The organism is Amycolatopsis sp. NPDC051903, from assembly GCF_044452505.1.
GTDB lineage: Bacteria > Actinomycetota > Actinomycetes > Mycobacteriales > Pseudonocardiaceae > Amycolatopsis.
Genome location: NZ_JBITBT010000009.1, coordinates 214,459 through 227,743 on the forward strand (window position 1 = coordinate 214,459; position 13,285 = coordinate 227,743).

General features: G+C 72.8%; 14 protein-coding genes. 8 read left to right on the forward strand and 6 right to left on the reverse strand.

Annotated elements, in window-relative coordinates; all coding sequences use genetic code 11:
- The first annotated feature begins 2 nt into the window (after positions 1-2).
- Positions 3-722, forward strand: a complete 720-nt coding sequence (locus ACIA77_RS22040; RefSeq protein ID WP_395887783.1) for a ferritin-like domain-containing protein — start codon at positions 3-5, stop codon at positions 720-722.
- Here ACIA77_RS22040 and ACIA77_RS22045 read toward each other — a convergent pair.
- Positions 719-1,336, reverse strand: coding sequence for a TetR/AcrR family transcriptional regulator (locus ACIA77_RS22045; protein ID WP_395887784.1), 618 nt, complete (start codon positions 1,334-1,336; stop codon positions 719-721). The genes ACIA77_RS22040 and ACIA77_RS22045 overlap by 4 nt on opposite strands.
- Positions 1,337-1,406: 70 nt before the next feature.
- Between ACIA77_RS22045 and ACIA77_RS22050 the strand changes: the two genes are divergently transcribed.
- Positions 1,407-1,676, forward strand: coding sequence for a hypothetical protein (locus ACIA77_RS22050; protein WP_395887785.1), 270 nt, complete (start codon positions 1,407-1,409; stop codon positions 1,674-1,676).
- Positions 1,673-1,801 (forward strand): hypothetical protein, encoded by a 129-nt coding sequence (locus tag ACIA77_RS22055; RefSeq protein WP_395887786.1) that lies wholly within the window; start codon positions 1,673-1,675, stop codon positions 1,799-1,801. Before ACIA77_RS22050 ends, ACIA77_RS22055 begins: the two co-directional genes overlap by 4 nt.
- Positions 1,802-1,837: 36 nt before the next feature.
- Here ACIA77_RS22055 and ACIA77_RS22060 read toward each other — a convergent pair whose 3' ends face one another.
- Positions 1,838-3,847 carry a prolyl oligopeptidase family protein gene (locus tag ACIA77_RS22060; protein ID WP_395887787.1) on the reverse strand — a complete coding sequence of 670 codons (2,010 nt, stop codon included), beginning with the start codon at positions 3,845-3,847 and terminating at the stop codon, positions 1,838-1,840.
- 168 nt (positions 3,848-4,015) lie between these two features.
- Between ACIA77_RS22060 and ACIA77_RS22065 the strand changes: the two genes are divergently transcribed.
- Positions 4,016-4,942 carry a neutral zinc metallopeptidase gene (locus ACIA77_RS22065; protein WP_395887838.1) on the forward strand — a complete coding sequence of 309 codons (927 nt, stop codon included), beginning with the start codon at positions 4,016-4,018 and terminating at the stop codon, positions 4,940-4,942.
- Here the strand turns inward: ACIA77_RS22065 and ACIA77_RS22070 are convergent.
- Complete coding sequence (locus ACIA77_RS22070; protein WP_395887788.1) at positions 4,935-5,513, reverse strand: TIGR03086 family metal-binding protein; 579 nt, start codon at positions 5,511-5,513, stop codon at positions 4,935-4,937. The two genes, ACIA77_RS22065 and ACIA77_RS22070, sit on opposite strands and share 8 nt — an antisense overlap.
- 81 nt (positions 5,514-5,594) lie before the next feature.
- Here ACIA77_RS22070 and ACIA77_RS22075 point away from each other — a divergent pair, with 81 nt between their 5' ends.
- From ACIA77_RS22075 to ACIA77_RS22085, 3 genes are all read left to right on the forward strand, one after another.
- A complete protein-coding gene (locus ACIA77_RS22075; protein ID WP_395887789.1) occupies positions 5,595-7,016 on the forward strand; it encodes a PLP-dependent aminotransferase family protein in 1,422 nt (473 codons plus the stop codon).
- Positions 7,013-7,459 carry a hypothetical protein gene (locus ACIA77_RS22080; RefSeq protein WP_395887790.1) on the forward strand — a complete coding sequence of 149 codons (447 nt, stop codon included), beginning with the start codon at positions 7,013-7,015 and terminating at the stop codon, positions 7,457-7,459. The genes ACIA77_RS22075 and ACIA77_RS22080 overlap by 4 nt, the downstream gene beginning before the upstream one ends.
- A 100-nt stretch (positions 7,460-7,559) precedes the next feature.
- On the forward strand, positions 7,560-7,991 hold the full coding sequence (locus ACIA77_RS22085; RefSeq protein ID WP_395887791.1) for a CBS domain-containing protein: 432 nt from the start codon (positions 7,560-7,562) through the stop codon (positions 7,989-7,991).
- 3 nt (positions 7,992-7,994) lie between these two features.
- Here ACIA77_RS22085 and ACIA77_RS22090 read toward each other — a convergent pair whose 3' ends face one another.
- Positions 7,995-9,530, reverse strand: coding sequence for a DUF4139 domain-containing protein (locus ACIA77_RS22090; protein ID WP_395887792.1), 1,536 nt, complete (start codon positions 9,528-9,530; stop codon positions 7,995-7,997).
- 85 nt (positions 9,531-9,615) lie between these two features.
- On the opposite strand from ACIA77_RS22090, the gene ACIA77_RS22095 reads away from it, so the two are divergent.
- Positions 9,616-11,400, forward strand: a complete 1,785-nt coding sequence (locus tag ACIA77_RS22095) for a Xaa-Pro dipeptidyl-peptidase (RefSeq protein WP_395887793.1) — start codon at positions 9,616-9,618, stop codon at positions 11,398-11,400.
- Between the two features lie 28 nt (positions 11,401-11,428).
- Here ACIA77_RS22095 and ACIA77_RS22100 read toward each other — a convergent pair whose 3' ends face one another.
- Both ACIA77_RS22100 and ACIA77_RS22105 read right to left on the reverse strand, forming a co-directional pair.
- A complete protein-coding gene (locus ACIA77_RS22100) occupies positions 11,429-12,070 on the reverse strand; it encodes a response regulator (protein WP_395887839.1) in 642 nt (213 codons plus the stop codon).
- Positions 12,067-13,197 (reverse strand): sensor histidine kinase, encoded by a 1,131-nt coding sequence (locus ACIA77_RS22105; protein ID WP_395887794.1) that lies wholly within the window; start codon positions 13,195-13,197, stop codon positions 12,067-12,069. The genes ACIA77_RS22100 and ACIA77_RS22105 overlap by 4 nt, the downstream gene beginning before the upstream one ends.
- Positions 13,198-13,285 lie beyond the last annotated feature (88 nt).

Here is a 13,285-nt window from a genome sequence, read left to right on the forward strand (position 1 = left end):
GCGTGGGATGGCTGACGGAGTTCACAGCGGAAGCGGAGCGGCGCCGGGTGCGCCCGGAGCCGGCGTGGGGGCGCGGGGCGCGGCTGGAGGCGCCCGTGGTCAGGAGCGTGCAGCGCTTCCAGGTCGGGGAGTCGGGGGACGGGGCGAACCTGATCGCGAAGGCGCAGCCCCGGTACCGGGAGGCCGTCCGCCTGTTCGTGGCCGAGGAGCAGAACCACGCGCGCTTGCTGGCGGAGCTGCTCAAGGCGGCCGGGAGCACGACGATCCGGAAACACTGGTCCGACACCGCGTTCGTGTGGCTCAGGAGGGCGCTCGGGCTCCGGCTGGAGCTCATGGTGCTGCTCATCGCCGAAGTGGTCGCGCTGAGCTACTACCGAGCGCTCAAGGACGGCACCGACGACGCCCTCACGCGTGAAGTCGCGGCGCGCATCCTGGCGGACGAGCAGCGGCACGTGCCGTTCCAGTGCGACCAGCTGCGCGGCGCTTTCCCCGGCGCGAAGGGAAAACTCGTCGCCGCCGGGTGGCGGGTCCTCATGGGCGGGGCGTTGCTGGCGGTGCTGGCCGATCACGGCCGGGCGCTGCGCGCCTTGGGGATCACGCGCCTGCGCTTCGCGGCCGGCGTCCTGGCCCGGTTCGAGGAGGTCCTCGCTGACGTCCACAGTGGACCGAAGCCGGGTACTCGGCCCCTGACGCCCCGGGCGCGGCCGCGCGGGCTCGTCTAAGGCCGCGGCAGCGAAGCCAGGTGCGCCCGCAGGACGTCGCGGCACACTTGGGGGGACGTGGTGGCCGGGTCGAGGGCGCAGCGGAACGTGAGGCCGTCCAGGAGGGCCGCCAGGCGTTCGGCCTCCAGGTCCGCGGTGCCGGGCGGCAGGTGCGCGTTGCGGGTCATCGCGTCGGTGATGCGGCGGGCCAGGATGAGGGTGCCGCGAAGGGCTTCGTGCGCGAGGTCGGCCAGGTCGGTGTCCACGCGGGCCGCGATGAGGAACTCGACGAGGACCGTGGCTTCGGCGCGCCGCGGGGCGTCCAGGGGGAGCAGTTCGGCCAGGAAGTCCGTGAGCTGGGTGGCTGCTTCGTCGCGGGTGAGTTCGGCGAACGGGCGCAGTGACTCGCGCCGCTGTTCGAGGCGGGCGGTGACGCGGTCGATCGTCGAACGCATGGCGAAGCGCATGAGGTCGCGCTGGCCGTCGAAGTAGTGGCGCACCGAGCCGATGTTCAACCCCGACTCCGCCGCCACCGCGCGCAGCGAAACGGCCGGCAACCCGTCGCGTGCGGCCAAGCGCAGCACCGCGTCCGCGATCTCCGCGCGCCGCTGTTCGCCATCCACCTGCTTGGGCACTGGATCTTTCTATCACACCTGTGATACCAATGTTCATATCACAGGTGTGATAGAAAACGAGGTGGGAGAGATGGAGACGGTCCTGAACCTGATGCTGATCCGGTTCGGCCTGATCGCCGCCGGGCTGGTGGTGCTCGGGCTGGTCCTGTTCGCCGTCGCGGTCGCGCTGCGCCGCCGGGGCAGCGGCGACCGCGTGCGCCAGGGGGTGGAGAACGCCGCGCGGCTCGCCGGCCGCGTGCTGGACGAGCGGCGTGCGAACGGAGCCCGGCGTGGGGGCGGGCTCGGGAGCAGCGTGGCGCGCGAGGCCCTGCGGGGCTTCGACAACGGGCGAGACCGGTGAACGAGGCCGAGGGCGTGCTCCAGCACCTCGTGCTGGACCTGCTGATCAAGGGCCTGATCGTGCTCGGCGCGATCGGGGTGCTGGTGCTCGGCGCCGTCGTGATCTGGCGCAAGGTGGGCAGGTGAGCGCGGGGGCGCCCGGGAGCGCCCCCGCGTCGGCTCTCAGGACAGGCGCGACCAGAGGAACTCGAACACGAGCGCCCACTTGAACGCGAGCTGGCCGTTGTCCGCCGCCCCGCCGTGGCCGCCTTCGATGTTCTCGTAGTACGACACGTCGTGGCCCTGTCCGAGCATGCGCGCCATCATCTTGCGCGCGTGCCCGGGGTGCACGCGGTCGTCCCGGGTGGACGTCGCGAACAGGGTCGGCGGATAGGTCCGTCCTTCGTGGACGTTGTGGTACGGCGAGTACTTCGCGATGACGTCCCACTCGCCCGGCACGTCCGGGTCGCCCCACTCGGCCATCCACGACGCGCCCGCGAGCAGCAGGTGGTAGCGCTTCATGTCGAGCAGCGGCACCTGGCTCACGATCGCGCCGAACAGCTCGGGGTAGCGCGTGAGCATCACGCCCATCAGCAGCCCGCCGTTGCTGCCGCCCTGGATGCCCAGCCGCGCGGCCGTGGTGATGCCGCGGGTCACGAGGTCCCGGGCCACCGCGGAGAAGTCCTCGTAGACCTTGTGCCGGTTCTCCTTCACGGCCTGCGAGTGCCACTCCGGCCCGTACTCACCGCCGCCGCGGATGTTGGCGACCACGTACGTGCCGCCGCGCGCGAGCCAGCCGCGGCCGATCACCCCGCTGTAGGACGGGGTCAGCGACACTTCGAAGCCGCCGTAGCCGGTCAGCAGCGCCGGCCCGTCCTCGGCGCCGTGGGGGCGCAGCACGAAGTACGGGATCTGCGTGCCGTCCTCCGACGTCGCGAAGTACTGGTTCACCTCGATGCCGGACGCGTCGAAGAACGCCGGCGCCTGCTTGAGCACCTCGACGTCGCCGCCCACCTCGCCGCGGCTCAGCGTCGAGGGCTGCAGGTAGCTCGACGAATCGACGAGGTACTCGTCGCTCTCGTCCGGGTCGGTGCCCACGATGTCCGCGCTGCCGTACTCCGGCGCCCCGCCCAGCGGCGCTTCCGTCCAGCCGTCCGGGCCGGGCGTGAGCGCCACCAGTTCGGACTTCACGTCGCGCAGCTTCGCGAGCAGCACGTGGTGGCGGGTGAACGTGTGGTACTCGAGCGACGTGTGCGCGTCGGGCGTGAACAGCGCGGTGAAGTCGCGCTCGCCGGCGAGGAACGCGTCGAACCCGATCGCGAGCAGCGCGCCGGCCGGGTGCACCGTGTCGCCGACCGTCCACGCGGTGCGCGGCTGGACGTAGAGCCACTCGCGCTCCACCGACGTCTCGACGTCGTCGGGCAGGTCGAGCTTCTGCATCCCGGCCGGGGTGCGCAGGTGGACCTCGGTGCGGTAGAAGTCGAGCGACCGGTGCACGAAGTCGCGTTCGAACCCCTCGGTGGCGTCGTGGTAGGCGGACACGGCGACGTCGTCGGGCTTGCCCTCGAACACCGTCTCGGCGGCTTCGAGCGGCGTGCCCCGGCGCCACTCCTTCGCCAGGCGCGGGTAGCCGGACGTGGTGAGCGTGCCCGGCCCGAAGTCGGTGCCGACGTACACGTGGTCCTCGTCGATCCAGCCGACGCGGTTCTTGGCCTCGGGCAGGAAGTAACCGCCTTCGACGAACTCGTGCGCGTCGAGGTCGAACTCGCGCACCACGGTCGCGTCGGCGCCGCCGCGCGAGAGCTGCACGAGCCCCAGCCGGTGCCCGGGCCGCAGCACCGCGCAGCCCTTCCACACCCAGTTCTCGCCCTCGGCCGCGGCCAGCGCGTCGATGTCGAGCAGCACCTCCCAGTCGGGCTCGGCCTTGCGGTACTCCTCCAGCGTCGTGCGCCGCCACAGCCCGCGCGGGTGCTCGGCGTCCTGCCAGAAGTTGTAGAGCTTCGGGCCGCGGCGGGTCACGTACGGGATGCGCCCGCCGGCGTCGAGCACCTCGCGGATCTCGTCCCGCAGAGCGGCGAAGCGCTCGCTCGACGTCAGCACGTCCAGCGTCTCGGCGTTGCGGGAACGGACCCAGTCCAGCGCCTCGTCGCCGGTCACGTCCTCCAGCCACAGGTACGGATCTTCGTCACTCATGACCCCAGTCTCGCGGTCTCGAGGGGGTTCCGGCCACCGGCGCGGCGTTCCCGTTTCGTGATCCGGTGCCCGTCGGCTGCTCCGTATGCTGGACCGCGCGCGGGACAGGGGGGTTCAGTGACTGAAAACGACGGCCGGGAGCCGGCCGGGCCGCCGCCACCGCCGCCGGTGGCGGCCCGGCCTCCGGCCGCGAACCCGTGGGCGGCCCCCGCGTGGCAGCGGCCCGCCCGGCGCCGCGGCGGCGCGACCGTCGGCGCCGTCCTCGCGCTCGTCATCCTCGTCGTGACGGTCGGCGGGGTGGCCGTGGTGCCGCACGAGCTGTCCGGCCACGCCCTCGCGGTGCCGACCGCCCTGCACCGCGCCGACAGCGCACCCGACGGCGCCCGGTCCACGCCCGCGGCGGTGCCCGAGCTGGAGACCAACCCGCTGCTCGCGAACGGCGTCAAACTCGGTGAGGTGTCGTGCGACCTGCCGGAGCTCGGCCAAACCGGCGCGGAGCTCGAGGCGTACTACGAGGCGCTCACGGGCTGTCTCGAACAGGCGTGGCGCCCGGCCCTCGGTCACGCGGACGAGCCGTCGGAGAAGGTCAGCGTGTCCGTGACGCTGCCGAAGGTGAGCGCGTGCGGCTCGGCGCCGTCGCAGGACCAGGCCGTGGCCTACTACTGCGGCGGCGACTCCACGATCTACGCGCCGACCGACTGGATGCTCGCGGACGCCGGGCAGAACCGTTCGCGCCACCTCGCCACGATCGCCCACGAGTACGGCCACCACGTGCAGGACGAGAGCGGCATCCTGGCCGCGGCGGGCGACCGCATGACGTCGCCGAACCAGGACACCCCGCACGACCAGGCGCTGGTGCGGCGCATCGAGCTGCAGGCCAACTGCTTCGGCGCGCTGTTCATCGCCGCGGCCGAAGGCCGGGGCTCGATCAGCCGCGCCACGGCCAACGCGGCCGTCGCCGACTACGGCCGCGCCGACGACAGCGACGACCACGGCAGCCGGGCGAACCAGCTGGCGTGGGCGAAAGCCGGGTTCTCGGCCGGCACGACGTCGGCGTGCAACACGTGGTCGGCGCCCGATTCCGCGGTCAGCTGACCTGCCACCCCGGATCGCGCCCGAGCAGCGCGAGGAACCGGTCGAACTCGCTCGCGTCCGCGGGCACGTCGACGATGGCGGCGAACGTGCCGCCGGCCTCGCGCGCCGCCGGATCGGCGGGGATCATCGCCGCGAACTCGAGGGCCGCGTGCACGGCTTCCGGCACCGGCTCGTAGGGCACGCCCAGCGTCTTGGCGAGGTCCCAGCCGTGCGCGACCGTGTCGACGAGGTGCATGGCCGCCGCGATCTCGGCGGGCAGCGGGCCGATTTCGTGGATCTTCAGTTCGCGGTCGAGAGCGCCCTCCTCGCCGAACGCGGTGAGGAAGTCGTCGACGGACGCGGCGTAGGAGGCGTAGGCGTCTTCGCCGAGGCGGCCGGCGTCCCAGTCGGCGGCGACGCCGTTGCGCACGGCTTCGGCGAACGCGTGGTTTTCGCTGACCTGGTGGCGCAGCAGGTCGGCCAGGGTCCAGCCCGCGCACGGGGTGGGGCGGGTGAGGTCCTGGTGGCCTGCCGCGGCGACGATCTTGTCGAGGACGAGCAGGGACTGGCGGTCGAGTTCGAACGTGGTCATACCCGGACGCTAACCGCGTGAGCGGACCAGGTGAAGGTCCAAAACCCGCCCGAGTCCCGTGGACCAATCTAGGCTGACGACGTGGACCTGCACATCGACCTGACCGGCACCCGCGGCCACCGCGACGAGATCTACCGCCAGATCCGCGAAGCCGTGCTCGACGGCCGGATCCGCGACGGCGACGCGCTGCCGCCGACGCGGGAGCTGGCGCAGCGGCTCGCGGTGTCCCGCACGACGGTCAGCGCGGCCTACGAACGGCTCACCGCGGAGGGGTTCCTCAGCGCCCGGGCCGGCGCGGGCACGTTCGTGCGCTCGGGCGCCGGACGGCGGCCCGCCGAGCCGGCCGCTGACCCCGCGCCCGGCGTCCGGCCCCGTCCTCAGTGGACGGCCGCGCCGCGCCCGCCGAAGCCGTTCGGACCGGCGGCGGAGTTCGACTTCCGCGGCGGCGTGCCCGACGTGCGGCTGTTCCCGTTCGACACCTGGCGCCGCCTGACCACGCAGCGGCTGCGCGGCTCGCACGCCGAGCTGCTCACCTACGGCGATCCGCAGGGCGACCCGCGGTTGCGGGACGGGCTGGCGCGGCACCTCGGGGTCTCGCGCAACGTCCGCGTGCGGCCGGAGGACATCGTTGTCACGACAGGGGTCCAGCAGACGGTGGACCTCGTCGCGCGGGTGCTGCTGGAGCCCGGCGACCTCGTCGCCGTCGAAGATCCGGGGTACCCGCCACCGCGGATCCTGCTCGAAACGCTCGGCGCGCGCGTCGCCGGAGTGCCGGTGGACGACGAGGGCCTGATCGTCGACGCGATCCCGGACGGCACGCGGCTGGTGTACGTGACGCCGTCGCACCAGTGCCCGCTGGGCGTCGCGATGTCGCTGGCGCGGCGGCAGGAGCTGCTGGAGTGGGCCGAACGCGCCGGTGCCGTGCTCGTCGAGGACGACTACGACACCGAGTTCCGCTACACCGGCCGGCCGCTGGAACCGTTGCACAGCCTGGATTCCCGCGGCCGGGTCGTGTACGTCGGCTCGTTCTCGAAGGTGGTCTCACCCGCGCTGCGGGTCGGGTTCCTCGCGGCGCCGCCCTCGCTCGTCGGCGCGCTCACCAAGGCGAAGTACCTGACCGATTGGCATTCGCCGGCGATCGAGCAGGCCGTGCTCGCCGACTTCATCCACGAAGGCGGCTTCGCGCGGCACGTGCGCCGGATGCGCAAGATCTACCGGGAACGCCACGACGTGCTCGTCGACGGGCTGCGGCGCGAGTTCGGCGACGTCCTGCGGCCCGTACCGGCGGCCGCCGGGCTCCACTTGAGCGCGGCCGCCGACCACGATCTCCGTGCCGTCGCGAGGAACGCGCGGGCCGCCGGCGTGCGGGTGCTGTCGCTCGGCGACTTCGCCGTGACCGAGCCCCGGCACGGGTTGATGTTCGGCTACGGTGCCATCGCGGCCGAGCGCATCGGGCCGGGCCTGCACCGGCTGCGCCGGGTGTTCGACGAGGGAGAACGATGACCGACGACGTGATGGTGGCGATCGACGCGGGCCTGCGCAGGCACCTCGCGGGCGACCGAGCGGGCGCGCGCGAGACGTTCCTCGCGCTGTGGCAGGAGATCGGCGAAGCCGGCGACCCGCTGCACCGCTGCGCCCTCGCGCACCACCTCGCCGACGTCTGCGACGAGCCCGCCGACGAACTCGAGTGGGACCTGCGCGCCCTCTCGGCCGCCGATTCGCTCACCGACGAACGCGCGCAGGAGTACCACTCGACGCTCGCGGTGCGCGGGTTCTACCCGTCGCTGCACCTGAACCTCGGCGAGGACTACCGCAAGCTGGGTGACCTCGACTCGGCGCGCCGGCACCTGGCCCTCGCCAGCGAAAAGCTCGACGCGCTGGGCGACGACGACTACGCCGCCGGGATCCGCGCGGCCCTCGAAGGCCTGGCACAGCGGCTTTCCTGAGCGTTCCATACCACGGGTGAACGCTCTTCGCCGGACTTTCGCACTCGGCACCCGGGCCCTAACCTGGTGTGACCCAACTCGACGAGGAGAGGGGAACACCATGCGGATCGCTGATCTGCTCCGGGCGAAAGGCGCTGCCGTCGCCACCGTCGCTCCGGGGACCACGGTGACCGAACTGCTCGCCGGGCTCGCCCGCCACAACGTCGGTGCCATGGTGGTGGTGACACCCGAAGGCGGCATCGCCGGCATCGTGTCCGAGCGCGATGTGGTGCGGCGGCTCAACGACCACGGGCCCACCGTGCTCGACGGTCCGGTCGCGGACATCATGACGAAGCTCGTGGCCAGCGCGGCGCCGGACGACGAGGTCGATCAGCTGAGCGTGCTGATGACCGAGCGCCGCATCCGGCACGTGCCGGTGCTCGACGACGGGCGCCTCGCCGGGATCGTCAGCATCGGCGACGTGGTGAAGTCCCGGATCGAGCGGCTGGAGCAGAGCCAGGAACAGCTCGAGGCCTACATCGCGCAGGGGTGACGGTTATTCGCGCCAGCCGCTGAGTTCCACACCTTTGGCGACGTCGACGCGATAAGCGAGCGTGGCCGTCGCGGTCGCGCCCGCGGCCAGCGTGAGCCGCCAGGTGATCGCGCCGAGGTCGTCGGTCTCGACCGGGTCCGGGGTCGCGCGCACGTCCCGCACGGTGATGGCTTCGTCGCGCGACACGGGCGCCTGGTCGAGCACCGTGACGACGGCTTCGCGCGGGCTGTGGTTGGTGACCGTGGTGCGGTACTCCGCTTCGCGGCGGCGCTGGCCGGACAGCGTGGCCTTGCTCGCCGTGCGCCGTACGAGTTCGCGTTCCACGCGGATGCGGTCGTCGGCGCCCAGCGCGAGTTCGAGTTCCTCGCCCGGCGCCCACACGTCGAGCCGGGTGGTCCCGACGAATTCGGTGTCGTGGAAGACGGCGGCGCGACCGGCGCGCAGGGTGTGCTCGCTGGTGTTCACCACGGTCGCGCGCAGGTACGCCTCCGTGGCGCGCACGGGCGCGGTCACGTAACCGAGTTCCGCGGTGAGGTCGAGCCGCGCCAAGGTGGTGCGGTGACCTTGCGCGCCCGACGGGATGGCCACGGCGCGGCCCGGCCGATAGGTCAGCGCGGTGGCGCCCTGCTCGACCTCGGCGAATTTCGGTGCGACCCGACTCAGGGAGGCTGCTCCGGCCGGAGCGGCGCCGGGCGCGGCCGCGGCGAACGCGGCCACCGGGCGCGCCGGCGGAGCGGGCTGCCGGCGGTCGAGGAACCACGGGTCGAGCTCGGGCACCGTGACCGTGCTCGCCGGACGGGCCGTCGAGAGCGCGAGCTCGCACTCCGGCCAGTCCTCGCCCGTGTGCTGGCTGACCAGGCCGTAGGACGTGAGCGTGACCTCGGTGTCGCGCACCCGCACGTCGTAGCCGGATTCCCAGCTGGCCCCGGGGACCACATAGGACAGTTCGAGCTCGACGGTGGCGCCGTCGTCCTGCGGCTCCAGCTCGACGGTGACGGTGGAACTGTCCTGTTCGGACTGTGCACTGTGGCTCGCGACGCGCCGGTCGAGGGCGGCGAGGTCCTCGCGCATCCGCTCGAGCCGTTCGGTGAGCGCGCGGCGCGCCCGCAACGCCGCGGTGAGCTGGGTGCCCAACGCGCCGGTGACCTCCTCGACGCGGCCCGGCCCGGCGACCCCGGACGCGAGCGCCTTCGCGAAGCTGGCGCCGCTGCGTTTCGCGAGCCCCGTGAGCAGATCGACCTTCGCCGCTTCGGCGGCTTCTTCGTCGGCCACCGCGTCGAGCGCCGCCTGGTCGGCGCGGCGCTGCTCGGCGAGCGCGGCCAGCACCGGGTCGGCCGGCTCGGCGTGCTGCTCGTACCCGACGTCGACGCCCGTGATCAGCGCGGCGCCGGTGCCGGTGACGCGCACCGATTCCGCGTCGAGCGCCAGCGGCAGCCCGCTGACCCGCACCCGCGTGCCGTCGGCGAGGTTCGCTCGGCCGCGGCGCGTGATCCGCGCGTGCTGCGGGTAGACGGTGACGGCGACGATCGGAGCATCCATGACTCCGACGTTAGTCGGTTGACGGCGGCCGCGGTTGCCGGAAGTGTCGGAGGTGCTCGTCCGCTTCGTCCGCCTTGGGGGTTCTGTGGGAGCCGCTCGGATCGCCGCCGTGGTCGCCGCTGTGCTCGTGCTGCCGCTCGGATCGGGGGTGGCGCAAGCGGATCCGCCACCGGCGCCGGTGTTCTCGGACGGGCAGGCGCAGCCGGTCTTCGACCCGGCCGACGTGGTGCGCGAGGACGTCTGGGTCACCGCTCCGGTGGACAGCGACCACGACGGGCGCAGCGACCTCGTCCACGCCCAGGTGGTGCGGCCCAAGGCGACCGACGCGGGGATGAAGGTGCCGGTCGTGTACGAGGCGAGCCCGTACTTCGCGGGTGGCAACGACGTCGCGAACCACAACGTGGACACCGAGTTGTCCGTACCGGACGAGGCGCGGACCGCGGCCGTGGGCGTCGGCCCGCACGCGGCGCCACCGATCCGCTGGAGCTACCAGGACTACTTCACCGCACGCGGGTTCGCCGTGGTGTACGGGGAATCGCTGGGCACGGGCCTGTCCACGGGCTGCCCGACCACGGGTGACGTCAACGAGACCATCGGCGCCCGGTCCGTGATCGACTGGCTGGGCGGCCGCGCGCCGGCCCGCGACGAGGCCGGCACGTCGGTGACCGCGAGCTGGAGCACGGGCCACACGGGCATGATGGGCGTGTCCTACAACGGAACCCTGCCGAACGCCGTCGCGACCACCGGCGTGCAGGGACTCGAGACGATCGTGCCGATCGCCGCGATCTCGAACTGGTACGAGTACTACCGCAACGACGGCGCGGTCGTCGCCGCGGGCGGGTTCCAGGGCGAGGACACCGATGTGCTGGCCGAGTACGTCTACACGCGGGCGGACCGCGAGATCTGCCGTCCGGTGATCGACGGGCTGACCGCCGACCAGGACCGCGTGACCGGGGACTACAGCCCGTTCTGGGACGTGCGGAACTACCGCAACGACGTCGGGAAGGTGCACGCGTCGGTGCTCGCCGTGCACGGGCTGAACGACTGGAACGTGAAGACCGACCAGGTCGCCGCGTGGTACGAAGCGCTGAAGGCGCACGGGGTCGAGCACAAGATCTGGTTGCACCAATCGGGCCACGCCGACCCGATCTCGCTGCGCCGCGACGTGTGGCTCGTGACGCTGAACAAGTGGCTGTCGCACTACCTCTACGGCGTCGACAACGGCATCGAACGCGAACCGAAGGCGACGATCCAGCGCGAGGACAAGTCGTGGGTCGACGAGGCGGACTGGCCCGCGCCGGGCACCCGCGACGTGAAGGTCTACCCGTGGCCGGCCGGCCGCGCGAAGGGCGGGCTCGACCCTCACCCCGTCCCGGGCCGGGCGGACGTCGAATCGCTTTCCGACGACGCGTCGAAGACCGTGGAGCAGCTCGCCGCCGCCGCGACGTCGGGCAACCGCCTGCTGTACGCGACTCCCGCGGCGAAGCAGCCGGTGCGCTTGTCGGGCACCGCGCGGGCCGATCTGCAGCTGGCGTTCGACCGGCCGGCCGCGAACGTCACCGTGGCGCTGCTGGACCGTTCGCCGGACGGCGCGTCGTTCGTGATCAGCCGGGGCTGGACGGATCCGCAGAACCGGCGGTCGCCGTCGGTCACCACGCCGATCCGGCCCGGGGTTTCCTACCGCATCGGGGTTTCGCTGATGCCGAAGGACTACGTGCTGCCCGCCGGGCACCACCTGGAGCTCCTCGTGGCCTCCAGCGACCACGACTACACCCTGCGGCCCCGCCCGGGCGCCGGCCTGTCGCTGGACCTGACGCGGACGTCGCTGACCCTGCCGATCACCGGCGGGAAGCAGGCGCTGGAGTTCTGAGGAACCGCCCGCCGGCTGAGAGACGGCGCTAGTCCGCGATCCCCGCCCGGTAGGCGAACGCCACCGCCTGCGCCCGGTCCCGCAGACCCGCCTTCGAGAACAAGTGGTTCACGTGGGTCTTGACCGTGGCTTCGCTCACCACGAGTTCCCGCGCGATCTCCGTGTTCGACAGGCCCGCGGCGATGAGGCGCAGCACCTCGATCTCGCGCGCGGTCAGGCCTTCGACCTCGTGCGTGCGCACGGGGTTGCGCCGCGTGGCGGCGTCGACGAGCCGCTGCTGCAGTTCGCCGTCCACAGTGGACTGGCCGGCGGCGGCGGAGCGGAGCGCGCGGGCGATCGCCTCGGCGTCGGCGTCCTTGGTGAGGAAGCCGCGGGCGCCGGCGCGCAGGGCGCCGAGCAGGGATTCGTCGTCGGTGTAGGTGGTGAGGACGACGACTTCCGTCGAGGGGTGGCGCTCGCGGACGAGCTGCGTCGTCTCGACGCCGTCGCGCCGGGGCATGCGCAGGTCGACCAGCAGGACGTCCGGGTGGTGCTGCGCGACGAGTTCCAGCGCCGCGTCCCCGTCCGCCGCCGCGCCGACGACCTCGACGCCCGGCAGCAGCCCGAGCAGCGTCACGAGGCCCTCGCGCACCACGGCCTGGTCGTCGGCCAGCACGACGCGCAGGTTCACGCCGGCACCGTCAGGTGAATCCGCCATCCGTCCTCTCCCGGCCCGCTCTCCAGCTTCCCCTCGAGCAGCGCGACCCGCTCGCCCATGCCCCGCAAACCGTATCCCGCCGCGGGCGCGTCCGGTGGGCGCCTGCCCTGCCGGTCGAGCACGGTCAGGTCCACCTGTTCGCGGCCGAAGGCGAGGGTGATGTCGACGGCGGCGCCCGGCGCGTGCTTGCGCGTGTTGGCCAGCGCTTCCTGCACGGCGCGCACGAGGGTGGTGTTCACCGCGGCGTCGAGCTCACGAGGTTCACCGGCCACGACCAGGTCGGCTCGCGCGCCCGTGTCCAGCCGGTAGGCGGCCAGCAGGTCCGCGACCGCCCGCTCCACCGGCACGGCGTCCTCCCGCAACGCGGCGACGGCCTTGCGCGCCTCGGACAGCCCGTCCGACGCGAGCTTCTGCGCCCGCTCGATCTGGGCGACGGCTTCGGGACTCGCGCCGTCGCGCACGAGCATGAGCCGTGCGCCCTGCAGGTTCAGCGCGAGGCCGGCGAGGGAGTGGGCGAGGACGTCGTGGACTTCGCGCGCGATGCGGGCGCGTTCGGCCAGCGCGGCTGCGCGCGCGTGCTCCTCCGCGGCGGTCTGCGCGCGGGCCAGCGCGAGCTCCGTCTGCTCCAGCCGCGCGGCCCGGTCGCGGCGGCTCGCGGCGAGCAGGACCATCACGGCGAGGATCGCAAACAACGCCAGCGCCTTCAGCCAGTCCAGCTGCCGCAGGACCACCCACGCGACGATCGCGGCGGCCGTCGTCAGCAGCACCACGGCGGAGAGGAGCTTGCCGAACACGCGCAGCGTGTAGAACGTCGTGCTGAACATCGCCACGGACACCCAGCTGTTCGGCTGCAGCACCCACAACGTCGCCGAGGCCGCGACCACCACGGGCATCGCCACCGGCAGCACCCACCGCGGCTTCGATTCGGGTGTCGCCCGCAACAGCGGCGCGGAGGCCACGATCGCGATGCCGAACAGCACCCACGACCACCAGTGCGCGAAGTACGGGATCGAGATGAGCATCGGGAACACGACGAAGCCCCACCGCACCCAGTCGGGTGTGCCGAGCCGCCCGCGGTTCCCGGTGGTCGTCGTGGCCATGGTCCTCCCCGGTCCTCCTGGGGAGAATGTACGGGAGGGTCGTTCCCGCCCCGCTTCGCCGCGCACGGCCCGTCACCAGGCGGTTCGC

Excerpts from the sequence above, each read along its gene's own strand:
- ACIA77_RS22080 (WP_395887790.1), top strand. The coding sequence starts at position 7,013 with ATGACCGACGACGTGATGGTGGCGATCGACGCGGGCCTGCGCAGGCAC.
- ACIA77_RS22105 (WP_395887794.1), bottom strand. The coding sequence starts at position 13,197 with ATGGCCACGACGACCACCGGGAACCGCGGGCGGCTCGGCACACCCGAC.
- ACIA77_RS22090 (WP_395887792.1), bottom strand. The coding sequence starts at position 9,530 with ATGGATGCTCCGATCGTCGCCGTCACCGTCTACCCGCAGCACGCGCGG.
- ACIA77_RS22060 (WP_395887787.1), bottom strand. The coding sequence starts at position 3,847 with ATGAGTGACGAAGATCCGTACCTGTGGCTGGAGGACGTGACCGGCGAC.
- ACIA77_RS22050 (WP_395887785.1), top strand. The coding sequence starts at position 1,407 with ATGGAGACGGTCCTGAACCTGATGCTGATCCGGTTCGGCCTGATCGCC.
- ACIA77_RS22070 (WP_395887788.1), bottom strand. The coding sequence starts at position 5,513 with ATGACCACGTTCGAACTCGACCGCCAGTCCCTGCTCGTCCTCGACAAG.
- ACIA77_RS22085 (WP_395887791.1), top strand. The coding sequence starts at position 7,560 with ATGCGGATCGCTGATCTGCTCCGGGCGAAAGGCGCTGCCGTCGCCACC.